The sequence below is a fragment of the Undibacterium sp. JH2W genome, from assembly GCF_049340425.1.
Classification (GTDB): domain Bacteria; phylum Pseudomonadota; class Gammaproteobacteria; order Burkholderiales; family Burkholderiaceae_D; genus Undibacterium.
Genome location: NZ_JBMPOT010000003.1, coordinates 1 through 26,881 on the forward strand (window position 1 = coordinate 1; position 26,881 = coordinate 26,881).

21 protein-coding genes are annotated in these 26,881 nt (G+C 46.8%); 5 read left to right on the forward strand and 16 right to left on the reverse strand.

The genetic code is table 11. The features are described from left to right. On the forward strand, positions 1 to 239 hold a 239-nt coding region (locus tag ACO0LC_RS04545; RefSeq protein WP_423001058.1), incomplete at its 5' end, for a hypothetical protein. A gap of 776 nt (positions 240 to 1,015) precedes the next feature. Here ACO0LC_RS04545 and ACO0LC_RS04550 read toward each other — a convergent pair. After that, positions 1,016 to 1,540 (reverse strand): hypothetical protein, encoded by a 525-nt coding sequence (locus ACO0LC_RS04550; RefSeq protein ID WP_423001060.1) that lies wholly within the window; start codon positions 1,538 to 1,540, stop codon positions 1,016 to 1,018. A gap of 386 nt (positions 1,541 to 1,926) precedes the next feature. On the opposite strand from ACO0LC_RS04550, the gene ACO0LC_RS04555 reads away from it, so the two are divergent. Both ACO0LC_RS04555 and ACO0LC_RS04560 read left to right on the forward strand, forming a co-directional pair. Next, positions 1,927 to 3,471, forward strand: a complete 1,545-nt coding sequence (locus ACO0LC_RS04555) for a hypothetical protein (protein WP_423001062.1) — start codon at positions 1,927 to 1,929, stop codon at positions 3,469 to 3,471. Between the two features lie 245 nt (positions 3,472 to 3,716). Beyond that, positions 3,717 to 5,171, forward strand: a complete 1,455-nt coding sequence (locus ACO0LC_RS04560) for a DUF1254 domain-containing protein (RefSeq protein WP_423001064.1) — start codon at positions 3,717 to 3,719, stop codon at positions 5,169 to 5,171. A 199-nt stretch (positions 5,172 to 5,370) separates the two neighbouring features. Here the strand turns inward: ACO0LC_RS04560 and ACO0LC_RS04565 are convergent, their stop codons facing one another. Then, positions 5,371 to 6,351, reverse strand: a complete 981-nt coding sequence (locus ACO0LC_RS04565) for a zinc-binding dehydrogenase (RefSeq protein WP_423001066.1) — start codon at positions 6,349 to 6,351, stop codon at positions 5,371 to 5,373. Between the two features lie 98 nt (positions 6,352 to 6,449). Here ACO0LC_RS04565 and ACO0LC_RS04570 point away from each other — a divergent pair, with 98 nt between their 5' ends. After that, complete coding sequence (locus ACO0LC_RS04570; RefSeq protein ID WP_423001068.1) at positions 6,450 to 7,358, forward strand: LysR family transcriptional regulator; 909 nt, start codon at positions 6,450 to 6,452, stop codon at positions 7,356 to 7,358. A gap of 93 nt (positions 7,359 to 7,451) precedes the next feature. Here ACO0LC_RS04570 and ACO0LC_RS04575 read toward each other — a convergent pair whose 3' ends face one another. The 3 genes from ACO0LC_RS04575 to ACO0LC_RS04585 all read right to left on the reverse strand — a co-directional run bounded on the left by ACO0LC_RS04575 (position 7,452) and on the right by ACO0LC_RS04585 (position 12,089). Beyond that, entirely contained in the window at positions 7,452 to 8,450 is a 999-nt protein-coding gene (locus ACO0LC_RS04575) for an aldo/keto reductase (RefSeq protein ID WP_423001070.1), read from the reverse strand. Between the two features lie 187 nt (positions 8,451 to 8,637). Continuing rightward, positions 8,638 to 10,800 (reverse strand): S46 family peptidase, encoded by a 2,163-nt coding sequence (locus tag ACO0LC_RS04580; protein WP_423001072.1) that lies wholly within the window; start codon positions 10,798 to 10,800, stop codon positions 8,638 to 8,640. A 191-nt stretch (positions 10,801 to 10,991) separates the two neighbouring features. After that, positions 10,992 to 12,089 carry a DNA-binding protein gene (locus ACO0LC_RS04585; protein ID WP_423001074.1) on the reverse strand — a complete coding sequence of 366 codons (1,098 nt, stop codon included), beginning with the start codon at positions 12,087 to 12,089 and terminating at the stop codon, positions 10,992 to 10,994. 175 nt (positions 12,090 to 12,264) lie between these two features. Between ACO0LC_RS04585 and ACO0LC_RS04590 the strand changes: the two genes are divergently transcribed. Next, positions 12,265 to 13,446 carry a tyrosine-type recombinase/integrase gene (locus ACO0LC_RS04590; protein WP_423001076.1) on the forward strand — a complete coding sequence of 394 codons (1,182 nt, stop codon included), beginning with the start codon at positions 12,265 to 12,267 and terminating at the stop codon, positions 13,444 to 13,446. A gap of 116 nt (positions 13,447 to 13,562) precedes the next feature. On the opposite strand, the gene ACO0LC_RS04595 is transcribed toward ACO0LC_RS04590, so the two are convergent. The 11 genes from ACO0LC_RS04595 to ACO0LC_RS04645 all read right to left on the reverse strand — a co-directional run bounded on the left by ACO0LC_RS04595 (position 13,563) and on the right by ACO0LC_RS04645 (position 26,790). Continuing rightward, entirely contained in the window at positions 13,563 to 16,085 is a 2,523-nt protein-coding gene (locus ACO0LC_RS04595; protein WP_423001078.1) for a response regulator, read from the reverse strand. A gap of 9 nt (positions 16,086 to 16,094) precedes the next feature. After that, on the reverse strand, positions 16,095 to 17,138 hold the full coding sequence (locus ACO0LC_RS04600; protein ID WP_423001080.1) for an ABC transporter substrate-binding protein: 1,044 nt from the start codon (positions 17,136 to 17,138) through the stop codon (positions 16,095 to 16,097). 177 nt (positions 17,139 to 17,315) lie between these two features. Then, positions 17,316 to 18,131, reverse strand: coding sequence for an arginase family protein (locus ACO0LC_RS04605; RefSeq protein WP_423001082.1), 816 nt, complete (start codon positions 18,129 to 18,131; stop codon positions 17,316 to 17,318). After that, positions 18,128 to 19,363 carry a sulfotransferase gene (locus ACO0LC_RS04610; protein ID WP_423001084.1) on the reverse strand — a complete coding sequence of 412 codons (1,236 nt, stop codon included), beginning with the start codon at positions 19,361 to 19,363 and terminating at the stop codon, positions 18,128 to 18,130. Before ACO0LC_RS04610 ends, ACO0LC_RS04605 begins: the two co-directional genes overlap by 4 nt. A gap of 2 nt (positions 19,364 to 19,365) precedes the next feature. Continuing rightward, positions 19,366 to 20,061 (reverse strand): methyltransferase, encoded by a 696-nt coding sequence (locus tag ACO0LC_RS04615; protein WP_423001086.1) that lies wholly within the window; start codon positions 20,059 to 20,061, stop codon positions 19,366 to 19,368. Positions 20,062 to 20,145: 84 nt separating this feature from the next. Further along, the gene (locus tag ACO0LC_RS04620; protein ID WP_423001088.1) at positions 20,146 to 21,783 is read right to left on the reverse strand and encodes a response regulator; all 1,638 of its coding nucleotides are present in this window, start codon (positions 21,781 to 21,783) and stop codon (positions 20,146 to 20,148) included. Positions 21,784 to 22,058: 275 nt separating this feature from the next. Then, positions 22,059 to 22,526 (reverse strand): RrF2 family transcriptional regulator, encoded by a 468-nt coding sequence (locus ACO0LC_RS04625; protein ID WP_423001785.1) that lies wholly within the window; start codon positions 22,524 to 22,526, stop codon positions 22,059 to 22,061. 107 nt (positions 22,527 to 22,633) lie between these two features. Next, the gene (hmpA, locus tag ACO0LC_RS04630; protein ID WP_423001090.1) at positions 22,634 to 23,851 is read right to left on the reverse strand and encodes an NO-inducible flavohemoprotein; all 1,218 of its coding nucleotides are present in this window, start codon (positions 23,849 to 23,851) and stop codon (positions 22,634 to 22,636) included. A 230-nt stretch (positions 23,852 to 24,081) separates the two neighbouring features. After that, entirely contained in the window at positions 24,082 to 24,642 is a 561-nt protein-coding gene (locus ACO0LC_RS04635; protein WP_423001092.1) for an HNH endonuclease, read from the reverse strand. Between the two features lie 157 nt (positions 24,643 to 24,799). Next, positions 24,800 to 25,102 carry a hypothetical protein gene (locus ACO0LC_RS04640; protein ID WP_423001094.1) on the reverse strand — a complete coding sequence of 101 codons (303 nt, stop codon included), beginning with the start codon at positions 25,100 to 25,102 and terminating at the stop codon, positions 24,800 to 24,802. A gap of 731 nt (positions 25,103 to 25,833) precedes the next feature. Continuing rightward, positions 25,834 to 26,790: a helix-turn-helix transcriptional regulator gene (locus ACO0LC_RS04645; RefSeq protein ID WP_423001096.1), complete on the reverse strand. Its 957-nt coding sequence runs from the start codon at positions 26,788 to 26,790 to the stop codon at positions 25,834 to 25,836. Between the last annotated feature and the right edge of the window lie 91 nt (positions 26,791 to 26,881).

Genomic DNA, 26,881 nt, shown 5'->3' on the forward strand with positions numbered 1-26,881 from the left:
TTGCGCCAATACAAGTTTCACCGCTTCTTCCCGCAATTCCGGGGTATATCTTTTTTTCTGTTTCATTATTTCTCCTGATCGTTTATTTTAACAAACAGGAATGTCCGAAAAAGTCAGGATACCTCACTCTAGTACCGACAAATGAAACAATTGCAAATCAATCGACTGGTATTTCCATAACATTTCAACGCATAGAAGGAATGCGGATTGAAGTTGTTAACTGGAAAGCGATTGCCTAAAGCGATATGACATTTCACGAAAAAAGCACATTTAAAATATGCTGGCATTATTTATATGCAAATCCGATATACATATTTCAAACATGGCTACCATGCTCGGGTTCGCAGGCGTTATACTGCGCTGCGTCCAAAGGCTCAATTGACATCCTTAATGCTAGTTTTTCAAGGGTAACGTAACCGAATTCTGGGAGTAGGATCATTTTAGAATATAAGGGAAGAGATTACTGCAAAGTAAAATCCATGAATCGGCCTGCATTAGGTCTTGAATACCGAGAAAGCCTCGGATTTACGGCATAAACCAGTCCAAGTTTTACGCCACAGCCCCACGTTTAGCACACAATCCTACTTATCTTGATGAGTAGGGAGCAGGAGTGATTGACGTGACATTACCAGGTATTATTCGACGTTGGCACATTCGTGACCAGATCCCATTACGGGAGATCGCCAGACGACTGGACATTTCTCGCAACGCAGTTCGGTGTTATCTGCGCTCTGAAGTCACAGAGCCAGCCTATGCGGAACGACAAACAACCAGTGCTATCGACAAATATGCATTACAGCTTTCGAGCTGGCTTAAAACCGAAGCAGGTAAAAATCGGAAACAATAACGCAGCTTAAAACAGCTTCATCTGGATCTGAAAGAACTGTGATTTGAAGGGTCGTATGACCGAGTGGCTGCCTTCGTCAGGAAGTGGAAGGTGGATCAAACTGATAGGGTCAATTCAGTTAGCAAACGAACAGTTAAGCGACAACTAGAATTTTCTCTATTTATGTCACTATGTTTTGATTGTGGTTACATCCACTTCAACTTTCGATTTTGCGTGGGAATCAGTACGACAGACATAACGAAGCAATTGCTTAATATTGGCGAGCCATACTACGTTTTTCCTCAACAAATTTGGAGTCCAAATTCTGATCCCAATTCCAAATTGTTCTGACCAATTTGTAAGGGCCAATCTCAAAATATCGGTAGCAATTGAATCCGAATCCGATTCACTGGCTTTAAAATTAGCAACAACAGCTTTATCCCTCATTTTTGCAACAAACGCTGGCTGAACAGAAGTTATTTTGTCCGCAGCTGAAATTGAAATTTTGGGAGGGTCTTCATTGAAGTAGCTTAAGTCGGAGTCGACCTCTAGACGATTCCACAAATCGTATGATGAATGACCATAGCAATAGACTCGCCGATGGATTTTCCTGGAATATGGAGCATCAAGAAACTGATCAAAATGACCACGATTAATGCTCTTTGGTGGCTCAAGCAATGATTGAGCAAACTTTTGATCAGGCAATCGCTTCATGATTAGATATGCAAATTTAAATGCAATAATCTTAACTACTACCCTGCCATAATGGCATCAGAGTATTGTAAATTGCGATACATTGTCAATGTGATGCCATCAGAAATATTTCCAATGAAATCAAACACTTCCAGTACTACAAAGGCATTGGTTATATGCAATAACGCGGCTTTGTTGTTTTTCAATTAAATCAAGTGACATTTATATCAACAATAAATGTTTTTATGATAACCTTAATTCACAAATGCCACTATAAGCAATTTTTTAGGCATTCTAGTAGTGTTCGTCGCTTTCGTCCTGCTTTAGATCGACAGCCTAAACTAAACAATCTTCGTCAACATTACGTTCGTATCGGCGTGCACGAATACTATCCCGGGATTGCTCACATGAAAATTCAGCGTTTGATCGGTAATGGGGCGTCCCTGCTGGCGATTTTATTCTTTGCGCCACAAGTCGCGCATGCCTATTTTGAGGATCTCTGTGCATCCACACAAAACAACAAGATCGTCGCCTGTGTAGAACCGCGCGCAGCTTGTGTCAAGACGCCGTCAGAAGGAAAAGCTTGTCCGGTCCAGCTTGAGCAGGCGGTTAAGCAAATTGCTGCCCCTGTTCCAGCCAGAAGCATGATACATGCGGATGCTACCTACTTTTTGGCACAGGCACTGGGGTATAGGGCAGATGTGGCGTACTGGATCATTGCTTACAATGAAGTGGCAGACTATACGCAATATGCCCCCGTTGATCAGTGCGGTGTGCAGGCTTCTGTCAGCAACTCTGGCCAGTCTTATATCACGGCCAAATTTAATGGCTTTCAGCGCATCAATAACACGACCGATGGCCCGTTGTATCACTACGTGTTGCCGTTTTCCCCGAACAGTGCGGGTACTGACGTGCATGGTGCCAGTGGCATCCAAGCCGTCTATCCGTTTCATTTCCCTACACCCGGCTATCCGGTCGTGATTGATGATGTTTATGAGGGTTCCCTGTCCAATCTGCGGCAATGGGCCATGCAGCCAGATGATGAACCTGGATTGCTGTGCGCGGCGGGCTTGACGGTGCCAAATGGCGCTTCGAATTTCAGTGGCCGTGCGTGCAGGACCGGGATCACTGTGCAGGGAACCGTGCCGGTGATTACACAGTCACAGAACGGTGTTCAGGTCAGTTTTAACTCTGGGCCTAAAATTCTCGACAACAGCAATGGCGACGTCAGCTACCGGGAGCTTGGCCCCTGGTTGAAAGAGAAGTCACGCACAACCGGTGTTTTATGGAAAGATCCGGCCTTGCCGCCAGTTCCTGTGCAGCTTGCCCGCATCGGCTTGTATATCCACAGCATGCAGGACACGGCTTCGCATTCGACCTACTGCGGCGACGATGCCCCCTCTCCTCCTGGCGGCACCGATGTCGGTAGCTATATGAAACTGGATGGCAATAATCTGCAACTCATCTTCGGTGCGACCTGTGCCACGGCGCCGCACATCGCCGGGCATACCGAAGAAACAGCTACTGGTGATGCTCCCTTGCCCTTGCGTGATTACACGTCACTCAATATGACATTAAACGAGCTGATTATTTTTGGTAATACGGTTGCCAAAGCCAGGGGATGGATCGTCAACCCAGAACTGCTGCCTCCTGATGTCGTTGGCGGAAAAAACGCCATGGGGCAAAGTTCTGCCGATCTGCAGGCCAGGCTCGTCGGCACGATCACCCAGGGCCAGCAATGGACACGCGGCGAAGTCTATAAGTCCGGTCTGGTGACATTGCCGCTGCAGGAGCTTTCCACTTTGAACCGGCTGCATGTCATGAACGCCGCGCTGATGTCGTACTCCGACTACGTGCAAAAGCAAACCACGGCCCCTGGCCGCTTCACGCCATTCGAGCTGATGCCTGGCAATGCAAAGAATCCGCAAGACACCAGCGCATGTTTTAAGTAGGAAAAGGGACAGCTATTTCAACCACAGCCGGGCATATCCTGTATCAACAGAATTAATCAAGAGGGCTGATGCAGAATTTTACCGGCTGGGCTAACGATGTATGGAATCCTCCCTAGCAAGGGAGGGTCGCTAGGTCGGGAAACAACATGAAGTCTGAAACCTTCGACTACACCGCCAGGACAAAACAGCATTTTAGAGCGTGTTTTGCTTCTATCCCCATCATTTCACCCCTGACAGGATTCATCATGAGCAACGCAGCATCAACACCGGACGCAAGCCAGTTCAGCCTGCAATTGCCGCAACTCAGCCTGCCTGGGCCAGACAATGCAGAAGAAGAGTATGCGTATTCGCTGGGCATTCAAGCCTACGTCTTTGGTTTTCCCTGGATTTACAATACGCAACTGCGCTGGCTGTGGGCCAGCGAAGCAGGCAAGCATTTTTCAGAAAAGCATGGGCTGCCTGACCTGTATGCGCCCATCAATACTTTTCATCACGCAGCCGTGCTGGCAACGCCAGCAGCGCAAACGGGTGGCGCGCCCAATACCGATACGCTGTATTCCACAGCCTGGCTGGACATTGGCGAAGACCCCATCGTCATCTCGGTTCCGGCAGTCAGCGATCGGTATTTCGTCGTCGAAATGGTGTGCATGGATGCTGACAACTTCGCCTATGTGGGCACGCATTCCACAGGCACAGAAGCAGGCAACTACCTGATTGCACCACACCACTGGAACGGCACGGTGCCAGATGGCGTGGCGGACATCTTGCCGCGCTCGCGCACCGATACCGTATTCCTGCTGGGACGGACCGGGGTCAACGATAGTAGCTCAGCCGATCTTCAATTGGCCAATGCGATCCAGCAGCAATACATATTGACGCCGCTGGCGGACTGGCCCAATGCGCCCACTCCGTATAAAAAGCCTGTGATGATACCCTGGGGTGTCGACTACAACCATACCGCAGGGGCATGGCACACCATGAACGAAGCCATGACACAAAACCCGCCCGGTTTGCCGCCGGGAATCAATCAGCAGCAATTGCTGAGGCTGTTTGCCACGATCAACATCGGCCCGAACCAGCATGTAGAGAAGCAATCCGAAGCCACCCGCATCGGTCTTCAGCGAGCGGCGAGAGATGGGCTGGCCTTACTGAAAAAATTCAGCAAAGGTCGTGGGAAAACGATGAATAACTGGACGTATCCACCGCAAGACAGTGGCCGCGCCGGGCAAAACAGCGACTTTATTACCAGGGCAGCGGTGCAATCGCTATCAGGAATCTGCGCCAACGACCCGGACGAAGCAGTGTATATCAACACCAGCATCGACAGCAACGGCCGGGATTTGAATAGCGCCAATAGCTATAGCATGACTTTTTCGGCAGATAATTTCCCGCCATTCAACGCTGATATGCATGGTTTCTGGTCGCTGACATTGTATAACTCGACTTACAACCTCTGCCCCGGCTCAAGCAATTATTCCATCAACGGCTATTATCCAGAATTTTCCACAACCAATGCCCAAGGCGGCATGAGCATCCTGATCCAAAGCGAAAAGCCCGGCACCTTACCTGCTGGAAGTTACTGGTTGCAGTCACCCAGCGATGACGAAAGTTTCTTTTTAATTTTACGGATCTATGTTCCCGGCCCTACTGTCAGCTTCACGCAAACCTATAGCCCGCCAGCGATTGTTCTTGCAAGCTGATTGAGCTAGCTAGAGAGGCTATCGCCAGGAGGAACAGGAGGCGGAACTGGTGAACCTGATCACCTGTTTATAGAAGTAGTGTTGTAGATAGCCCGCCACAAAGGTAGCCCGTAAAGATACTTATCAATGCGTGACTTACATAACTGTAAGTCACGCATTGACCAATTTTTACAACATCTCATGCAAATGCATGGCTATGTTAAATACGAATGACGATTTTTCCATTTGCCTGCCCGGACTCAAGTAAACGATGTGCGTCTTGAATGCGGTTGAACTCAAACACCTCTGCTGGCGATGCTTTGTACACACCTTGGGCCGTCAGATCAACTATCTCCTGAAAAGGGATTTCATTCATGGGAAATTCAGCACTTCCTATCGCTAATGCACTGGCAAAGACACTGAGGTGGCGTCCACTTGGTATTTGAAACACGGGTTCAAGATTACTGATCGGACCACCACCACCAAGAAAACCTGCCAGGCAAACACGACCATTTTTGGAAACTACTGCAAGAGAACCGAGCACTGTAGTATTCCCTATCAGATCAAGGACTGCGTCAATTTTGCCAGATCGGTGCACATTCAAAGTTTCGTGTAGATCTGGTGCTTCTATCGCGACTTCTTTGGCACCAATTGCTTTTAATCCAGCGATTCGTTCTGCATTGCGAGTTGTAGCAATGACGTTCACTCCGACATGCACCGCTATATTAAGCGCTGCCTGACCTAAAGCTGAGGTAGCGCCACGTATAAGCAAAGTTTCACCAGCACTTATCTCAAGATTGCTATGCAGGCAACTCCATGCTGTCGCATATGACTCTGGGATCGCGGCCAATTGTTCCCATGCCAGATTGCTATTAAAAGGTGTGACGTTACTTGCCGGCACAGCGATATATTCTGCATAACTGCCATTGATACTGCGCCCCATACCGCCAACGATGGCAAAGACTTTTTGCCCGACTTGAAATTGCCCGGATGGGTCTGCGCTAACGAGGCCGACGCATTCAATTCCACTGATTTCTGCAACATCAGCCCAACTACCCTTCCTGAAATAAATTTCCGCCTGATTGATACCAAATGCCTTTATTTCTATTAGAACCTGCCCTGCCTTCACTACTGGCATTGGACGCTCTTCTATTGCCAACACTTCTGGCCCACCATATTGTTTTATAACGATTGCTTTCATTTTTGAGACTCCGCTGTTGTAGATGTGTAAGACTTTATCAGTGGAGTTAATTGATTTATACTTTCAAATTTCTAATAACTTAATTCAATTAATCTAATATGAACAATCTGACGCTGCACCAGTTGCGCTGTTTTGATGCAGTGGTCAATCATGGGAGTTTTCAGGCAGCGGCGGATCAATTATTTCGCTCTCAACCCACTGTCTTCGCGGCAGTCAAGAGCCTGGAGGCGCAAGTAGGCGTCAGCCTTTTGGATAGGAGCAGCTACAGAGTAAAGCTGACAGACGCAGGACGTTCATTCTATGGACATGCCCGCGTTCTACTTCAGGAATATGGGAAATTGGAAAATCACATCAACCAGCTCACCATGGGTGTGGAGGCTGAGTTGCATGTAGTGATAGGAGATTTGAGTCCACTGACAGAAACCTTAAACCTGTTACGCCGTTTTTTTGATGCAAGTCCCAGTACGAGACTCCACTTGCATTTCGAGGCAATTTCTGGCCCCTGGGAGCGTCTGAGGGATGGCAATGCAGACCTTATCTTTCATCATATTGATGCTAGCGATCCAAGCCTGGAATATATAGAACTACAAAATGTCCAACTCATTCCTGTTGTTGCTCCCGGCTTTCTTTCTTTCCCGGTCAGCGATAACATTTTGCCAGAACAGATGCGAGACTATGTGCAGTGTGTCATCCGTGATTCAGCGACACATTCCAAGCCGCGCGATTATTATCTGATGGACGGCGCTCGCAGCTGGACAGTAAGCGATCAATTGATGAAGAAAGAAATTATTGTTCAGGGAATGGGTTGGGGGCATATGCCCGATTATCTGATTGAAGAAGATTTGCGCACACAAAAATTGCTGTCAATCAAAGGCCTGCATCTCAGAGGCGGGCAAGTCCGTCTCGTTGCGGCACGCAACCGCAACATCCCTCACGGACCTGTTGCCGAAAAACTCTGGAGTTATATCCAGGATCAATGTCAGCAAGCCGCCTCGTCTTTGAATTGATGAACTGCTGGAATATAAGAAAATACGAAGTATGTTTTTATATCACCAAAAGCACTTCCATTGATGAGCGAGCTACAGTTTATCGAAGTTGTCTCAGAGGCCGACCATGCCCAATTCCTTTTCTGTATAGCGCTCACCCTGAATTGCCTTTGCAGGAATGGCGGCTGCGATATCTGCAAGCTCGGTTTGAGTTAGTACTATGTCCGTCGCAGCCAGGTTTTCTTCGAGATGTGCAAGACGACGGACGCCAGGAATAGGAATAATTGACTCATTCTGCGCAAGTATCCAGGCGAGAGCGAGCTGTGCAGCAGTAACACCACGCTTGGTGGCGAGGCGCTCCAGTTCCAGGATAAGCAGCTTATTGGCTCCCAGTGATTCTGCCTGGAAGCGCGGCAAGCTGCGGCGATAATCGTCACTGCTCAAGCCGTCCGTCGAGTTGAGCTTGCCTGTCAGGAAGCCTCTACCCAAAGGACTGTAAGGAACAAAACCAACGCCGAGCTCCTGGCACGCTGGCAGGATTTCCGCCTCGACATCGCGGCTCCATAAAGAATATTCGGATTGGACAGCCGCAATGGGATGGACGGCGTGTGCACGTCTGAGTGTTTGGGCTGAAACTTCGGATAGTCCTAGATGCTTAACTTTACCTTCGCGCACGAGATCGGCCATGGTGCCTACGACGTCCTCAATGGGAACTGCCGGGTCGACGCGATGCTGGTAGAGGAGATCAATGGCTTCGACACCAAGTCTGGCGAGCGAGCCCTCAACTGCCGCGCGTATATGGCTGGGCCGACTGTCTACACCCGCCATGCGCTCTACCCCCTTCCCTTCAGGAAGGATTTTGAAGCCGAACTTGGTGGCAATGGTGACTTTGCCACGCAATTCCTTGAGTGCCCTTCCCACCAGTTCTTCATTGGCAAACGGACCGTAGACTTCAGCGGTGTCAAAAAAAGTGACTCCAAGATCTACCGCTCTATGGATAGTCTTGATCGACTCCGCATCATCGCCGCTGCCATACGCAAAACTCATTCCCATGCAGCCAAGGCCAATAGCGGATACAAATAATTCTGAAGATCCAAGTTGACGCATTTTCATATATACACTCCCAAAAAAGTTATCGTCAGTATGGGGTAGCGTATGCAACTTGATAAGATGCGATAGTCTGCATGAGCTACTGAAAAAATTTCAGCAATATAGAACTAAATCATGCAAAAAAATGGGCCGCAATGCGACCCATTTCATTTAGAAGCTTGAGCTAGCTCAAGCGACCTAATACCAAAATTTACTCGGCGCCCATTTCCTTAAGCAGACGATCAGCTTTGTCTACATGTTTCATCTGCCACAGCATATAGCGCAGATCAACCTGGATGGAACGAGAATTAGCCTTGTTGTAATCCCAATCAGAAATGATGGAATCCAAAGTGCCGTCAAATGCCAGGCCTATGAATTCGCCCTTTGCATTCAAAGCTGCAGAACCCGAGTTACCACCAGTGATATCAAGTGTCGCCAGATAGTTCACCGGTACTGTCTTGAGTTGTGGATCTACGTACTTACCAAAGTCTTTGCCTTTGATTGCCGCCAATTGCGTTGCCGGGGCATTGAACTCACCCTTACCCGTTGCTTTCGGTGGAATGCCATTGACCGTGGTGAATGCACTCCAGGCCAGCCCATCAGCAGTGCCATGATCACGACCAGCTACTTTGCCGAAGGTAACACGTAAGGTGCTATTGGCATCAGGATATACCGCTTGCCCTTTGCTGTTCATGAAAGCAATTTTTGCTTTCATGTAGTTACCATAGGCTTGCTGGATTTTGCCGGAGAGTTCTTCTTCTTCAGCTTCTTGCTTCAAACCACCTTCATACATGGCGACGGCTGCTTTAATAAAGCTATCATTGCTGGCTTTGAAGTCTGCTGGTTTTGCATTCAGCCATGCGCTGCGATTGGCTTTGTCGCCCAGTTTGCTACCTGCATAAAGTGTATCAAGCAGGGACTTAAGCTCGGCTTCTGTCATACCATCCTTGATACCTAAAGCTGCATCAAAATTGGCATTGCGTTCAGCTTTTGCCTGTGCAACATATTTGCTCAGGTTGTATATCACCAGGGCTTTGTCGACTTTTTCATCGTAATTGCGTTCTACGGCATCGATGCCTGCTTTAAAGCGCGGCAAATCACGCACCTGGAAGCCTGCTTTGCGGTCTGCGTCTGGTTTGACGGTCTCATTGGACAGACGATACAAAGTGCGTGCTGTGCCAAGGAAGCGAGGGGAAGAATTCATGAGATAAAAATCACGTTTGCCGATTGCATCGCGTTCAGCAATCAGTTTTTCCACTTGCTCAATATCGTTGGCATATTCTTTTGCGCGCGCAGGGCTACTGTTGATCCAGGCTTTCAGATCATCATGCTCCTTGGTCTTGCGTGCCAGGATATCGCTACCTGCATAGCTATCAAGCATACCCTGACGATTTTTGTAGTAGTTGTTGATGCCTGCAACCTGGCCAGCATACTTCAGTTTGGCATCGGGATTACCGCTGGTTTCTTTGGCGATAATGGCCAGCATGTCGCCCGAGCCTTTCACGAACGCTGGATAATTCCAGTCGAAAGTATAGGCAACTTCTGAAGGCAAACGATGGCGATTAGTGCGGCCTGGGTAGCCCAGTACCATGATGAAATCGCCTTCTTTCAAATTGTCTTTAGCCAGTTTGAGGAAATGCTTGGGTACGTAAGGAACATTGTCTTTACTGTAGTCGGCTGATTTACCATCCTTGCTGACATAGGCACGGTAGAAGCCATAGTCGCCAGTGTGGCGTGGCCACATCCAGTTGTCGGTATCGCCACCAAACTTGCCTACGCCTTCAGGAGGGGCATGCACCAGACGGACATCTTTGATTTCCAGTTGTTTGATGAGATAAAACTCCAGTCCACCATAGTATGGATAAACATTGCAACGATGACCGGCATCTTTTTCGCATTCTGCGACGATGGCTTTGGAATTTTTTTCTATGGCATCAACACGGCTTTTGCCGTTCAATTTTGCCGTATTTTTATCGATGATCTTGTCACTGACATTATTGACTTCTTTGGTCACGAAAATACGTGAGCCTGGAGATGCCGGCAATTCTTCATCCAGGCTATTTGCCAGGAAACCATTGGCCAGCAAATTGCGTTCTGGCTTGGAATTATGGGCAACACTATTGTAGACGCAGTGATGATTGGTCGCGACCAAGCCTTGTGGTGAAACAAACGATGCAGAGCAACCACCCAGGCTTACAATAGCCCCCATAGGGAATTCTGTCAGCTTGGTTAATGTTGCTGGATCGAGTTTCAGACCTGCGGCCTTAAGTTGATTGGCAACTTGTGGCAATTGTTGGGGCATCCACATGCCTTCGTCTGCGCTAGCTATCTGGCAAAGGCTCATGACCGCCAGCGTGGTAAGTGTTTTTTTCATCATATTGTTATAAAAAGATGTGAAAATTATAAATGGTTTCCCTCGTACACCTTAAGGCAAGTTTAAAGCAAGCTTAAGGCGCGATAAGTTTAGTCTGAGAAACTGAGCGAAAGTTCAGTATTTCGCACAAATTTCTGCCAAGAGCACGATTTTTAAACGATTGCCAGGCAGTACGAAGCCTTGCCATGAAACTAGTCGACATCACCTTCCTTCATTTGATGCTTGTTTTGCAATAGCATTTGCTTTTCGTTTTCACGGCTTGCGCGCTCATTAGCCAGTTCTACCTTCAAGTTTTCTATAGCTTCTCTGCTCTGCTGTAATTGCTTTTGCAGTTGCTCCATTTCAGTTTTGCCGGTGATTAGCATAGACTGCACCGTCTCCATGCGCCCTCTTTCCATCAGCAATTCTTTCATGGTTGAGTCACGGATTTCAGTGAGTGCGAACAATTGTCCTTGCAGACTACCAACGTCCTGGCGCAAGTTACCTGTTTGCTCTTGTAAGGCCAGCATTTCCTTTTGGTGACTATCTTGTGCCTGGACCATTGAGCTACGCACCAGGTCCAGCTCTTTTTGCAATTTGCCACTCTGTAGTCTTTCTCTGTCCACTTCCATGAGCGCGCGCTTTTCTGCAACTCTGAAGCGCTCTTCGGCCAACAGGGATGTCTGGCGCTGCTTTTCCAATTCCAGAGTAAATTCCTGAGTGGCCACCTGTAATCTGGATTGATACTGGGCTATTTCCGACTTACTGGAGGCAAGCTGGATATCAAGACTCTCATTCCTGACTTGTAAGGTGGTGACTTCATGCTCCCTTTCTTGAATGCTTGCCTTGGCTGCCGTTAACTCACTCGTCAAAGATTCCTGTGATTTCAGCATCACTTGCATTTCCAGCTCCGCCATTTCTTTTGCGGCATTGGCAGCAATAAGCTGCTCTGCGGTCTCAGCGCGATAAGTAGACAAGGATTCCTGTGACTGCTCCAAGGCAGTGGACCACAGGCTGACTGCCATTGCTGCAGTTGCCTGCTTTAAAGCCTCCGGCAAATCCGGGTGCTCTATTTTGACCCTGCTCTTCTCCCGTAAATCTTGCCAGAAACGGTTCAATGCCTCGGCTGGCGCTGACATGCTGCCCTTGCGCACAAGCTGATAGAGCTTATTGGCAGTTGGCGTCATGCCATAACGGAAGAACATCGCGGCACAAACCTCTCTGTACAAGTCCTGTGTTTGCGTGAATTGCTCGCGCAGCGTTTCAATATCGGCCAATAGCATGCGCTCGTCTGATGTCGAAGTGTTCATATTATTCTCACTATTAATTTAATTGATAATACAACGTATTACGTAGTGTATTTAATTAAATTAAAAATAAATATGACATTACTTTTATAATGTCATTATAATTTGCCGCCCAAGTCGAAATAAGCAATACTAAACACTTCACATCCCCGTATCGCCCAGCAGACAATCCCAAAACATGAATACCGATATTTTGACCGTGCCGACAACATTGGAAAATGCGCACTTGCCCAGGGAAATGGATGGCAGCAGCGGCAGTAACCGGGCCACAGGCAATCGGTCACAAATTAAGGCGGATAACGATATCGATGCCATCAAAGCCTGGCTGGCACGCTTCTGGGATACGAAGACGACCTTTGATAATTACCGCAAAGAGGCTGAGCGCCTGCTACTGTGGTCGACAGTGCAATTGGGCAAACCGCTATCTTCACTGACGCATGAAGACTGGCTCAGCTACCAAAGATTTTTAGCCTACCCAGAACCGGCTACACGCTGGGTAATGCGGGACAAGCGGAAATTTTCTCGCAAGCATCCTGAATGGCGCCCCTTCTCAGGCCCGCTATCGCTTGGTAGCCAGCGCCAGGCTGCGGTGATATTGAATGTCATGTTCTCTTGGCTGGTGAATGCGGGCTATCTGGCTGGCAATCCGCTCTCCTTGTCGCGCCAGCGCAGCAGAAAAGCCAAGCCACGCATTACTCGTTATCTGGAAGATGAGCTGTGGTCTGAAGTCAAGCAGAGCATAGAAGCCATGCCCAAAGAAACTGAACGTCAGTGCGAACAATACTGCCGTCTACGCTGGCTGTTTTCCTTGCTTTACCTGTGTGGCCTCAGAATATCCGAAGTGATAGTAAATACTATGGGCAGTTTTTTCTGCAGGCGCGACAGGAACGGGCAAGAACGCTGGTGGCTGGAAATCTTAGGCAAAGGAGGCAAACTGAGAATTGTGCCCGCCACGAATGAATTGATGCTTGAACTGAGCCGCTATCGTACAGCCAAAGGCTTAACTCCCCTACCCTTGCAAGCAGAGCAGCTTCCATTGCTACTACCTATCGGCAGCAGAACAGATGCAATGACTCGCGGCGCTTTGCATTCCATAGTAAAAAAGGTTTTTCAACAGACCGCAGAGAGATTGAGGCAGCGTGGAGAGCAGTATTTCGCCCTTGCTGACCGTGTTGAACAGGCTTCGGCGCACTGGCTGCGTCATACAGCTGGTTCTCACATGGCCAATAATGATATCGACTTGCGTCACATACGAGATAATCTTGGGCATGAGTCGTTGAGCACCACAAATAATTATTTACACACCACAGATGACGCCCGCCATACAGAAACAGAAGCGGGGCATAAAATCAATTGGTGAACAGGTTCGCCACGTCAAATAAATTGAGATTATTGTGTCGCAGTCCAGGGGACGGCTGCACTTTAAGTGTACCGTATCAGTATCAAAGTGGGCATTTGAAAGAATTTTCAAGCAGATCAAAGAATTTTTCTCAAAGCCTCGCGCAATTCTGACAATTTGGGTGGCTTACTTAATACATAGTCCACATGAAATGGAGAGTCTCCATCATCGACAAGACGCTGACCCCAGCCCGTCAACATAATGATAGGAGTGGCGGGAGATTTTTGTTTAATCGAATTCGCCAGTTTGCGACCATCAATATAAGGCATGCCTAAATCTGTAATCACAACTGCAAATGGATCTCCTTGGCCGTGAGCGTCATTAAAAGAGTCTATGCCGGCTTGGCCACCATCAGCAGAAATCACGCTATGACCATCAATTTCCAGTATATCCCGCAAAGATTTAAGCACCATGGGGTCATCATCAACTACCAGGATGCGTCTTTGTGTCGGAATAGTGTCCGGCACAGGCAAGTGCGAAATTTCACCCACTGTTGTGGGTACGAGGAAGCTCAGGCGCATGGTGGTACCTATGCCGACTTCCGTCAGTATTTCTATGTGCGCGCTATGCCTTTCTATCATGCCGTACACCATGGCCAAACCCAATCCAGTACCGCGCTCTCCTTTGGTAGTGAAAAACGGTTCCAAGCAACGGCGTTTGGTATCATCCGACATGCCCACGCCGGTATCGCAGACATCAATACAGACCTGTTTCAAAATGACTTCCTTGGTTGACTCAAGCAAGTCTTGTACGACATTGGTACGCACCGTGAGCACACCTCCTTCAGGCATGGCATCTACCGCATTGAAAATCAAATTGGTCAACGCTTCCCTGATTTCACCATGCACTCCCATAATGTCAGGCAAGTCAGGAAGAAACTCAGTATGCACATTAATGACGATGCCACGTTGCTGTGGCATGTCACTCCATCGTGCACGGGTCAGATCTATAACTTGTTGCACTAAACTATTTACATTAACAGGAAGTAGCGTTAATTGAGGGGCGCGTTGACGATAAAACTCCCGCATTCTTGCCACAGTAGCTGCCACATCGTCAATAGCGCGGGAAATAACTTCGAGATAATTACGCCCCTTGACGCTAAGATTTTTTTCCGTTTCGAGCAAAGATTCTGTATATAAAGCGACTGGAGAAATTGCATTATTGATGTCGTGAGCAATACCACTTGCCATCTGACCAAGTGCACGCAAACGTTCTTGCTGCATGATGGATTGCTGAGTTTGGCGCAAATCATCATATGCCTGTTGCAATGCCGTGTAGAGTTGCGCCTGATTCGCAGCCAACGCAACGTGCTCACTCAATTGCCTTAAAAACTCACATTCACCACTATTAAAACTATAAGCTTGCCGCTTGGCGACAACCAGTACACCAAAAACAGTGCTTTCGGCCCTCAAGGGTGCCATTACCAGGGCACTAAGCCCACCCGCAGCCAGCCTTTGCGGGAATGGGAAGTCAACTTTGCCGATATCCGCCTCGTACACAAGATGTCCGCGCACACAACGAGACAAACCGTTTTCATCAATAGATACCTGAGCATTTTGTGTCATGGATAATTCTTGTGCCAGTGACTCACTGTGCAAGCCAACACTAGTAACAGTCAGTAAATTCTTCTCCTGACTGTAGAGGCAGACACAACTAAAATCGACAGGTAAATGATCTTCAAGACTGCGGATGACAACCTGGAAAATACTGCGCAAATCCTGCCGCTCGCCAATGGAGCGGGTAATTTGATGCAATAGATTGAGCCGGGCGAGTTGTGCTTGTGCTTTTTTTTCTATTTGTTGGCGTTCAATTATTTCTGCCTGCAATTCTTCATTGATATTCACCAGTGCATCACGTGACACTGTGGTCAATTTAAGTTTTTCCGTCATGCCATCAAATGCGCGGGCTAGGTCTCCTATTTCATCCTGGCTTTCAAAACGCAAGGAGAAATCCAGATTGCCAGCCCCAACAATGGCAGTTCCCTCCCGTAGTTTTTCCAGTGGGCGACTGACACTTCTGAGTGTGATATAAATGGTGACGGTAACAACCAGCACAACAATACCGCCAAACAAAATAACGGCATTGAAAGCTCTTTGCTGTGCATCCAAGGCGCCAATGCGGCTTTGGTCGGATAAATTCAAAGCATCGGAAATCATGGCCTGGGTTTTATTCGTAATCTGCCCCAGCAAGCGTGATTCCAACTCTTCCAGTATCTCGGCCTTTTCTTTTTCGCGTAGTAGCTCATGATGATTATTTACCAGAAGAGTAAATAATTGTTCTATGTTCTCATTGGCACTACGCAAATCAGAAATCGCCTCTTTGTCGTTGAATTCAATAAATTCCTCGGTGCCAGCCAGACGCTTGGATAGCGAGGTACTGCGTAATTGCCATTGCGCCCTGGTGCGCTCATCATGGCGCAAGGCGTATTCCAGCGTCAGATAGCGCAAAGCAGTTACTGCTTGCAATAACTCGCCAGCAGCTTCGTTTTTTGCAATTTCCCGCTTCATCTGCAAAGTAGTGGACAACAAAATAGCGGCAATAACAGCCACAATCGCTAAAGAGATTAATTCCGCAAATTTCAGTCTAGTTGAAATTTTCACTTTAGAATCTCAATGGATAATGGTCACTGCAGACGGTTTTATCTTTTCCATGCCATCAAGGTAGACATAGTCCAGGTAATTCGGTACTTCTGTCTTGTTGGTCAACTTGTTTTTGATAGCCCATCGTGCCTGATCTTCCAAAGCCAGCAATAATCCCTGATCGAGCACTATTTCAAATCGATATGCCGCCCATGCAGCCCTCTGCTCTTTGGTGTCAGTTTTCTTGCCTGCCTCATGCATTACCCTTGCAGCATCTGGCTTATCGTTACAATACTGACTCCCCTGGTCCAAGGCGCGCAACACCTTTCTGATGGTTTCTGGCTGCTCAGCGATATAGCTACGCATACCAACAACATTGTATAAACTCTCATATACATCTTTGCCATAAAAAACTACGCCATTGCTACCCAGACGCGTCATCATGGTATTTAAAAATGGCTCCCAGGACGCAACTGCATCAACTTCTCCCCGCTCAATTGCATCTGCAAATTCTTCGGGTTTGTAGTTAATCATGGTGACATCTTTTACCGACAATTTTTGGCGATTTAAAAATGCACTGAGCGTAAAATGACTGGACGTGCTCAGCGTCACCCCCACCCGCTTTCCTTTGAGATCAGATGGTTTTAATACACCTCTGTCCCTGCGCCCAACAATGCCATGATCTTTTTCGGTTTTGAATATGGTGGCAATCACCGATACAGGTCTTTGATCGAGTCCGGCGAACATGACAGGAATATCGGCCACCGTTCCGAGATTTGCCTGTCCCTGCAAGACAGCTTCCATGGCGGCTTTACCACTGGAGTGTGATTGAATGAGGACGACAATTCCTTCTTTGGCGAAATAGCCCTTCTCTCTGGCAGCAGTGATTGAGCAAGTCCCAACATATTCTGTATTGGTTGCGATGATGACTTGCTCTAGCGAGGACTCAGGTTTCGCAGGTGTACGAATTAACCAAAGATAAATAAGACCAATCAAGAGTGCCACCAAAAACAGGCAGACCAGCCAGGTCAGGATGGCCTTATTATTCAATTGCCTGAATTTCGCACCCGTCATGCCTACTCTCCTTCTTGGTTTTCCAGATACCCGCTCCGTTAGTGCCAGAACTACGCAAGAGTGGGGATAAATCTAGCAAAGGCTTATCTGGTGAAGTTAGGATATTCTTGATGATAAAACAATATTTTTATTGCTCAAGGCCAAAATTTGCAATGAGAAATGCAAAAATGTTAATTTTTATTCTAGTTCTTTTAGCAAATTTAAGCAAGCAATAGCAGTTTTGTTGTCAAGATCTTCTTCTTCATGCCAGGCAGAAACGGATATGGCAGCTAGTTTGTGCTGGCGCAGATAAGTGAAAAGTGACTTTATTTCTGCATGTGATGGACCTTGTTTTACATGATACTTTAATGCAGGCAACTTTGCCTTATCATCAATCACATCCGTATCAAAATGCAGATAAATGTTCTCTTCTGGCAACAAATGCTTATGTACATCCCCAATTGTGCAGATGGTTATCTTGGAACTTTCTAGCGACTCTTTTTCGCCAGGATCAAGGTCGCGCGCGTCTGACAAAATAATTTTTTCTTCAGGAAAGGGCTGGATGCCGATTACATCAAGGAATGCGCCAACTGTGTCGCGACTATCTTTGCGCCTGTCTCGTTTTCCGACCAGCATGGCTAAAGGCATTCCACCAAGATATTTTGTCTGCGTTGTCCCCCAGGTATGAAAATCCCCGTGTGCGTCCAGCCACAATATACGGTCAGGTGACTTGCCTGCCATTTGCAATCCAGTCAAAACACCCAAAGTGGAAAAACAATCGCCAGCGATAGTCACAGGTCTGGCACCACGCTCGATTATCTGCCTGACAGTATTGGCATGCAGTGCATAAATTTGTCCCATTCTGCGCAATTTTTCATTGGCGTCACTAATAGTATTCTCGGTAAAATCTGGAATATCCAAGACCTGCCACGGATGTGTGCTGACATCATTGACACGTGTCAGCCCGTTTCTTCTCTGCCCCGTCAGATAGGGAATAAGCAAGTGATTTTTCATAGCCAGGTTTCAGGAATCATTTGATAACCCAAAGCGTCCATCATCACCCTGACCTCTTTTCTATCCCCCAGACGTAGCAAGCTGTCCTCACGTTTTTGCCAGCGCCTGATTTTGGGTGCCTCGGTTGCCATCGTTACTGGAAAAGCAGGCAAACCAGACATGTCCTGCAAGCCCAGGTAAGAAGTAATTTTTTTCATGGTGCTGCCAGGTTTCGACAAAAACTCCTCGAAAGAAACAGGTAAACATCTGACTTGACTATTAAAAATGGCTTGATGGGCAGACAACCATTGATTCAGGCAAACCTCTTCCAAGCTGGCGCTGGTAAATTCTTTCCAGTTAGGTGGCAGGTCAAATTTCCACCAATGCTTTCCAAAGCCAACTAGATTCGTATATCCCTTAATGGTCAAATTAACGCCTACGATCTCCAGATTTCGCGAAAAAAAAGCAACTGGTGACAACCATCCGTCTATCAAACCATTCACTGACTGTGCATAGCCCCTGGTCAGATGTATGTATCTGATTTGTGCATTTGGAAATAATCGCTCATACATGCCAATCCTATAAACATCAGGTGGCGTTTTAAAAAGCAAAGTCTTATCACTGGCATCGTCGGATCTGAAATGTCGCCGATAGTGACGGGGAATGACGAAAGGAGGCTCTTCTAATTTAATCACTTCATTGAAGCAATGATTTGCTGCAGGATTTTTTTTACCATCGTAGTAATCCAGCCTCCATGCCTCATGTCTGAAGACTCTGGACAAGATCAGCTCTTGCAACATGGCTTCACCTTGTATTTGCTGCTCTTTAGCGTAATCGAAGACAGCATCCAAGTCCTGCACAAGCTGAAGGTACGCTTCGGCTTGAGAAAACAATGCTGGATATTGTAGTAGCAGACGTTTTATCCATCTTCCTCTAAGTGTATCGTAATCAGAAACCTCGCTGGCAGGCAAACTCATGTCATCAAAAATATTATCCAGTAGCGCCTCTTTACTATTTAATTGAGTGATGACATCACTGTCACTGTTGCAGGCGAAGCCGTTCCTGGTTAAGGCCAAAAAAGGTTCCATCTCACCATCCATGGAAGCAATGTCGGGGTGCACCGACAACACGCTTTTCAATAGACTTGAACCTGACCTGGGGGCGGTCAGAATAACGGCCACCTTCTTGACACTTTGAGCAATATCAGTATGTGGTACTTGCCGCAAAACATTGATAGTATCGATAACATCCATTGCTACACCACAGACTTTGCTCGCCTCATGACAAAGGCATAGAATTTTTTGGTCTCGGCCTTATCCGCTGCAGCACTTGCCAATGTCCTCACAGAGAAACCAGCAGCTTTCGCCAATGCCTTGATCTCATCAATTGCACCAAAATTGGATTGCGCAAAATAAATCCGCCCTCCTGGCTTCAAATGCTTCCCCACATCGGCAAAGAACTGTGTATTTGTCTTGAAATCAGTATCCCATTGGGAACTCGCAACCACATCGGGCGCAGGCTTGTTACGAAAAGGAAGATTGGCCGTAATTACGTCAAACTGCTCATCTTTAAGCGCCTGGAACAGATTGGATTTTTTCACTTTCATGAGTTTGTCAAAGCCATGCATTTTGGCATTGTGCTTTGCACTTTTGATTGCTGACGGATTGATATCTACGGCAGTAACTTTGCTCGCACCACCGTAACAGGCGAATATGGCAATGACCCCTGAACCTGTCCCCACATCCAGCACACTTTCACCGGTCTTGATTTTGAAGCTTTGCACCAAGGGTTGACTATCGGTAAATGGCCAGAAAGTTTCAGGAAAAACCAAGAATTCCTTGCCCAGATATTTGACAGTTTTGCCTGTGGGGGCAATAGCTTTAAAAGCCTTTTGTCTATTTTTTTGCCAACGATCTATGTGAGTAAGGGTAGATGCAGATGCTTGTTCCATGGCTATTCCTTTCAAAAAGACAATTGCAAAAAATACCTACCAAAAGCATTCCTAAGCATAGACAGGGATTGGAATATTGATGTTTTAAGCCCGTCTTTTTTTCGCAGCAAACTCCAGAGCAAGGTCTATCACTTCACTAAATTTTTCTATATCTATAGGCTTGGTGACATAAGCGAAAAAACCGGCGCTATTTCCTTTTTCCAGATCAGCTGGCATCGCATTCGCCGTAACCGCAATTACTGGAATATGGGCAGTTTTAGGGTCGTCATGCAGGAAGCGACGAGTTTCTATGCCATCAATACCTGGCAAGTTAATATCCATCAAAATAATGTCAGGTAAATACAGCCGCGCTTGTTCTATGCCCAATAAGCCATCTGTAGCAGTCAACAATACCAAGTCTGAACGCAAACGAATTAACTCAGCAACCAAGCGCAAATTAGTCGGATTGTCTTCAACATAAAGCAGGGACTTTTTGACCGATGTCCTGCCGTTTGTGATGCTCTCATGGAGCTGCTCCTTAGTCCCCGCCGCCTGAGTCAAAGAACTGGTGATCGCGCCTGGAAATTTAACCCAAAATGTGCTGCCCACACCGACCTGGCTATGTATGCCTATACTGCCTTGCATGGCCTCAACCAAATGTTTGACCAGTGATAAACCAATGCCAGTTCCTTCTTCATTGAAAACTTCCCGCCCAAGGCGATTGAATGGCTGAAAAATGGTTTCCAGTTGAACTACGCTCAGACCTACACCGCTATCTATAACCTGCACGCAAATAAGGCCATCTTCGCTGGCATGAGCCGTGACCTTGACCATGCCGCTTTCACGGTTGTATTTAATGGCATTGGATAAAAGATTGATCAGGACCTGTTTCAAACGAATGCGGTCGGCCGCTACAAAAAATTGCGTATCTTCTTCAAAATCAACGCTGATCCTGCGCTTTTTAGCGAGCGGCTCTATCATTGTCCGACATTCACTGAATATATCGTCAAGAGCGATGGCCTCAACCGATAATTTCATCGCACCAGACTCAACTTTTGCCAAGTCCAGTATCTCATTGATCAGTGTCAGTAAATGACTCCCTGCTTCTTCTATGTGCTTGGCAAATTCTTTTTTTTCATCCAGGCTTGTCTGCAGCGTTTCAGAGGCGAGTATCTGTGCAAAACCCAATATGGCATTCAAAGGCGTGCGTAGCTCATGACTCATATTGGAAAGAAAAGTCGATTTCGCCCGATTGGCGATTTCTGCCTGTGTCCTGGCTTGCTCCAGGTCTTTATTGAGTGCCACCAGTTCTATCGTATGTTCGCGTAATTGCCTTTCCAGTTTGGCATTGGCCATACGCAACTGGCGCGTATCCATGGCACGCACCAGCACCGGCAAAATGGATGAAATTTTGAATGGTTTGATGATGTAATCAAGTGCACCAACCTTCATTGCCTTGACTGCTGATGTAATACTACCTTCGCCGGTCATGACAATGCATGCCAGATCAGAATCAATCTTTCGGGCCGATTCGACCATCGCAATGCCATCCAGGCCAGGCATCATCAAATCTGTCAACAGCAGGTCAAATGTATTGCTGCGTAAGTAATCAAGTGCCTCGATCCCGTTTGCAAAGCCCGTCGTTGCATAGTTGTGGTCACGCAACAAATCACACAAGGCTTGTAAGTGTGCGGTCTCATCGTCAACTATTAAAATGCGTGCTTGCATTTGGGATGATGTCATTCGAACTCCTGGCATAGTCTGAACGTTCAATATCTATCACTTGCCTGACAGATTTATCTTAGCTAGCAAGCCGAACACATTAACTGACGCAAAAGCTAGATTACCGGACAAGTCCGTTTAGATAACTCTTCTTATAAGCATATTAGCATTTTTTGAAAACGATGATAAAAAATAAGCAATGCAATAATGCCTATAGACACATGACTTTGTAAAAGAACATGAAATATTCTGGCAGACTTGTTGGAGCTTGCTAGTTACCATGCGAACATGGTGAATCAAGACGGATGTTTGAGCGCAGACTGGTCTACAAAACCTGTGCGATGCAACATGACAATAGCTTCATACGTACTTCCGCCGATCGCATCTTGCAGCGTGTATTTATCCAGTGTTGCATAAAATGCATATAGAGCCTCATCAAGCACGGTCTTGAGCTGGCAATTGCCGCGCAATGCACAAGGTGGCGAAGCACAATCAATGAGTGCAGTTACGCCCTCGAGTTCGCGAATGATGCTACCCAAGCGATATTTTTTTGCATCCTGGGCCAACGCCATACCGCCCCCCTTCCCTCTGGTTGTGATAATCCAGTTCCTTTGAGCCAGGAAGTGCACGACCTTGACCAAATGATTACGAGAGACGGAAAATTTGTCAGCAATCTCACTGATAGTGACGGGATCTTGCCTATCTTTGTGACTCAAATACATGAGCACGCGCATGCCAAGGTCGGTAAAGTGGGTCAATTGCATAAATTTTTTCTGATATGTCCTTATCGCTTGCGCATAGTAATACAGAACCACTGAAAAACAAGGCCATAAACTTTTTTGTTCCATGAAAGCCTATGGCCTGAAATTAATTAATGAGCAAATCCACCACTACCAAAAGCCTCTTTATGTATGCGCTCAGATGCGACCCCCAGATCCTGCAAACTATCAATTTGCGCTTGCATGAATGCGCGCGGGCCACAAACATAATAATCAGCATCAGCCAGTATGAAGTCTGAAGGCAAATCTTGCAGATTCAATCGCCCCTGTTGATCGTAATCGATGGTGACTTGATCTTTTGCGCGAGGTACTTCGTAGTAAATCAGTGATTTGACTTGTGCAAATTGCTGACTCCACTCGCGCACTTGCTGTTTGAAAGCATGCACCCCACCATGACGGCATGCATGCAAAAAACGGATCTGACGAGAAGTATTTTGCTTAAGTAAATGTTCCAGCATAGCCAGTTTGGGCGTCACACCGACACCAGCACTGATTAACACAACTGGTGTATCGCGTTCTTCATGCAATACATAATCACCCATGGGGGGCGCGACATCCACCATGGCACCTTGGTTCACATCCCTATGCAATACATTGGAAACCAGTCCAGCAGGTTTTCCTGGCATCTCTGCTTCACGTTTGACTGAGATACGTAAATACTCTTGACCTGGCGAACATGAGAGGCTGTATTGTCGAGGTTGCATGATACCCAGTTCTGGCACAAATACTTTGACAGAGATGTACTGTCCCGGCTGATAGTCAGGTACTGCGCCACCATCGGCTGGTTTGAGATAAAAAGAGCTGATCTCCTCGCTTTCCGCTATTTTCTCAGCCACTACAAAACTGCGCCAACCTGTCCAACCACCAGGCAGCATCGCTGCTTTTGCATAGATGGCTGTCTCTTGCGCAATTAATACGTCGGCCAACTGTCCATAAGCAGCCGCCCAAGCCTGCAATAATTCATTACTGGCAGCATCTCCCAATACCTCTTTGATCGAAGCCAGTAAATGCGTGCCGACTATAGGGTAGTGCTCTGGCCTGATACCAAGACTCACATGCTTATTTGCCACCAGCGTCAGTACAGGCAACAAGACCATGGGATTGTCTATGTGTTCTGCATAAGCCAACACGGCCATTGCCAGGGCTTGTTGCTGGCTACCGGATTGCTGGTTGCCTTGATTGAAAATGGGTTTTAGTTCGGGGTTGTGAGCAAACATGCGTGCATAAAAATGACGGGTCAACGTGACACCATGCTCTTTTAATACCGGAACTGTCGCTTTTACTAAATTTCTAGTCGTAATGTCTAACATAATAGTTTTAGATATATATTAAATACATGTTTTAAGCCACATCAAAAACACGAAGGCTAAAAACAGGCTGAGAACTTCATAGGGATTGCATGCACACATCATAAACCCTTAAACATATATTGTAAATACATGTTTGGCTTCCATTCGATTGGACAAGGCTCTAAAGGTCGCACTTCTTTTGGGAATGAACATGAACCTCTGCTATTGAATGAGATTCATGTCATCTTTACTTACAACAAGCGACTATGCCTGGGCAATTTTGCAGACAAGTACTCAAGTTGATCCGCTATCACATTCCTGCCACTCAGTATGAAATGCTCGAAACGGCAAGGAGCATAAGGGACATAAATCAAAGGCTTGAAATCGTGTACCAACTTATTACCTTTTGCGTGATTGCAGTCCTTGCAGGCAGTCACACAGTTCTCCCAGATATCTTTCCCGCCACGTGAGGTCGCCAGAATATGATCACGGGATAAATCCAGATAAGGAAAAACTTCTCCGCAGTAGGCACAGATATGCCTGTCTCGTGCATACAGCAGTCTGTTTCCATCCCCTAATGGAATCTGGTGACGGCTGTTTTTTGACATGCGCTCACTATTCCTGATGGAGATAATGGGCTTGATGGCGATTTTTGATTGCTCGCCATCCTTGTTATAACCGCCACGCAGCGTGAAGACTTGATCGCCTATGTCCCACGCCACTTTGTTTGCAGCGTAATGGGTCGCAGCATCATTCTGACTTATCCAGTCATAGGGTACTCCAGCTATATCCAAAACCAATATTTGTTGCATACATCACCTGTTTCTATTGGGATGTTTTTCAATTTGGGAAGACGGCTGACAAAAACTCAATACACATCACTAGTCATGACTTCATTGTAGGCAGGAAAAGTCGATGCTGTAAGGCATGATGATCAAAATTCATTTTCTAAACATTTTTCAGCAAGATCTAACGGCGTTTTTTCCAGGAATATTCTGGCCCCGGATCGGCAACGCCTGCGCGGCCTACTAAATTCGGATTTTCACATGACATGGTGATATGGCGAATAACCATACCTTGACGCTGCTCTGCACGCAAGGATTCAGAGAACTGCAAGGCAGCAGCCATATTTTCACAATCAAACTCTTTTGAGCAGCTTCGCTCTTGTCCATCTACCAGGATGGACCAATAAATCATAAACATATCTTCTATTTTTCTTATTTTTATGGAATTACAAAACGCATGCAGAAGCCATATCTGGATATTCTCCATATTTCAGCATGTTAAAAGAGGCTTTCATTCAAACCACTTTTAAGATGCTGCGGACAAATGCGTAGCCCGCTACTGGCACCCTCCTCCAGGCCCACCATCATGATGGCTTGAAAGGATCGTCAATACGTCGTCCCAAATTGTTAAAGAATCCCGTGTTATCCGGCGCTTTCCGGCACGACCGCCCCAAGGCGGGTTCTACTACTGGGTTTTCAGAGCAGTTAATCTGAAAACCAAAAAGGCAAAAAGCCCGGCTCTTTATAGGCATCCGGGCTTTTTAGCTCTCAATTCAGAAGGCAGAAACATGTCTGCGGCCACTGAATTCAAGGATTGCTCCCCCGAATATCCATCATGATAGTCCTGTGAAATGCCAGCTCCCAGCCGCTGCCCTGTGCATAAAAACCAGTGACTGGTTCAGACCTTCCCGACGGCACAGCACTTGGTATTGCACTACCATTAGTTTCTTTTGTTTCCAGCCAATTGCTCAATAGCAGTTTCGCCCGCGCCGCGAGGCCTAAGCTTGGCTTAACTGACGATTGATGTATGGCTTGAATAATCATATTTTTGTTGATATTGAAACTTTTTAGTATTTACAAATTCATATTGACATAATTTTTTCCAATAAACAAGTCTTTAAAAGATTAATTTCTTCATTTAAAGAAGAAATTAAATAGGGTATAGTTTTTATGACTTATTTTTCATGATCGAAATACCCCCTAACCCGGGGCATTGAGTTAATTTAGTCTATCTAACAAACCTTGAGCCAACTCCCTTAACTCCAATTGCAATTGTGCAGGCTTGCGAATGACGAAATCAAAAGGCAGAGACGCCAGTTGTCGCGCAAACCAAGCTAGATCATCGGATTGGTTATAGAGTACTACCCCCTCCGGGGTTTGCTCCAGAACGGCAATGGCATCTGACAAATAGCGACGTGCCGTCTGCATCTCCGTGTTCAACATGACTTCGACACTATAAGTACGCGGGATGCTTGCTACAGCACTGCGCAGGTGGTCGAGAATATTGAAGTCACCCGGCAAATCAAAATACTGCGCCAGCACTTCAAGCTTGAGAATACGATCAAGCCGAAAACTGCGCATGTCACGCCGTAAATGACAGTAGCCCACGACATACCAGAAAGTGGCATGATATGCAACGCCATAGCCATTCACCATGCGCTCGCTCTTGCTGCCGTCTCCTCCTTGGTAATACAGACGCACGCGGCGCTTTTGCGCGATGGCATCACTGAGCCTGGCCAGTATTTCCTTGTTAGCCGGTACCATGGCAGGTCTCAGATTCAGCTCTATTGAGGCATTAGTGGCGACCAGTCTTTGTCTGAGCTGCTCAGGCAAAATCCTTTGCAATTTTGCTTGCGCACTTTCTATTGCAACTGGCACATCAAGTAACTTCATTTTGCGCGCGACAGACAACGCAAGAGATATGGCGAAGCCCTCCTCCTCATTAAACATCATGGGCGGCAATTTAAAACCCGGCATGATGGCATAGCCACCGTAACGTCCGCGCATCGTCATGATGGGTATGCCCATTTCCTCAAGGGTAAGGATGTATCGACGCAGGCTGCGGCGATCAATTTCCAGCATCTGTGCCAACTCAGCCCCACTAAGCTGCCGATGATTTTGCAATAACTCCAGTAGAGTCAGCACACGGATGGTTGGATGATAGGCTTTAGACATCGCGCAAGTTTATTTATTTAATAGGACAAATTATGCCCTATATATTCTTTATGCTGACATCTATCGCTTCACCTGAAGCAGATCTCAAAAG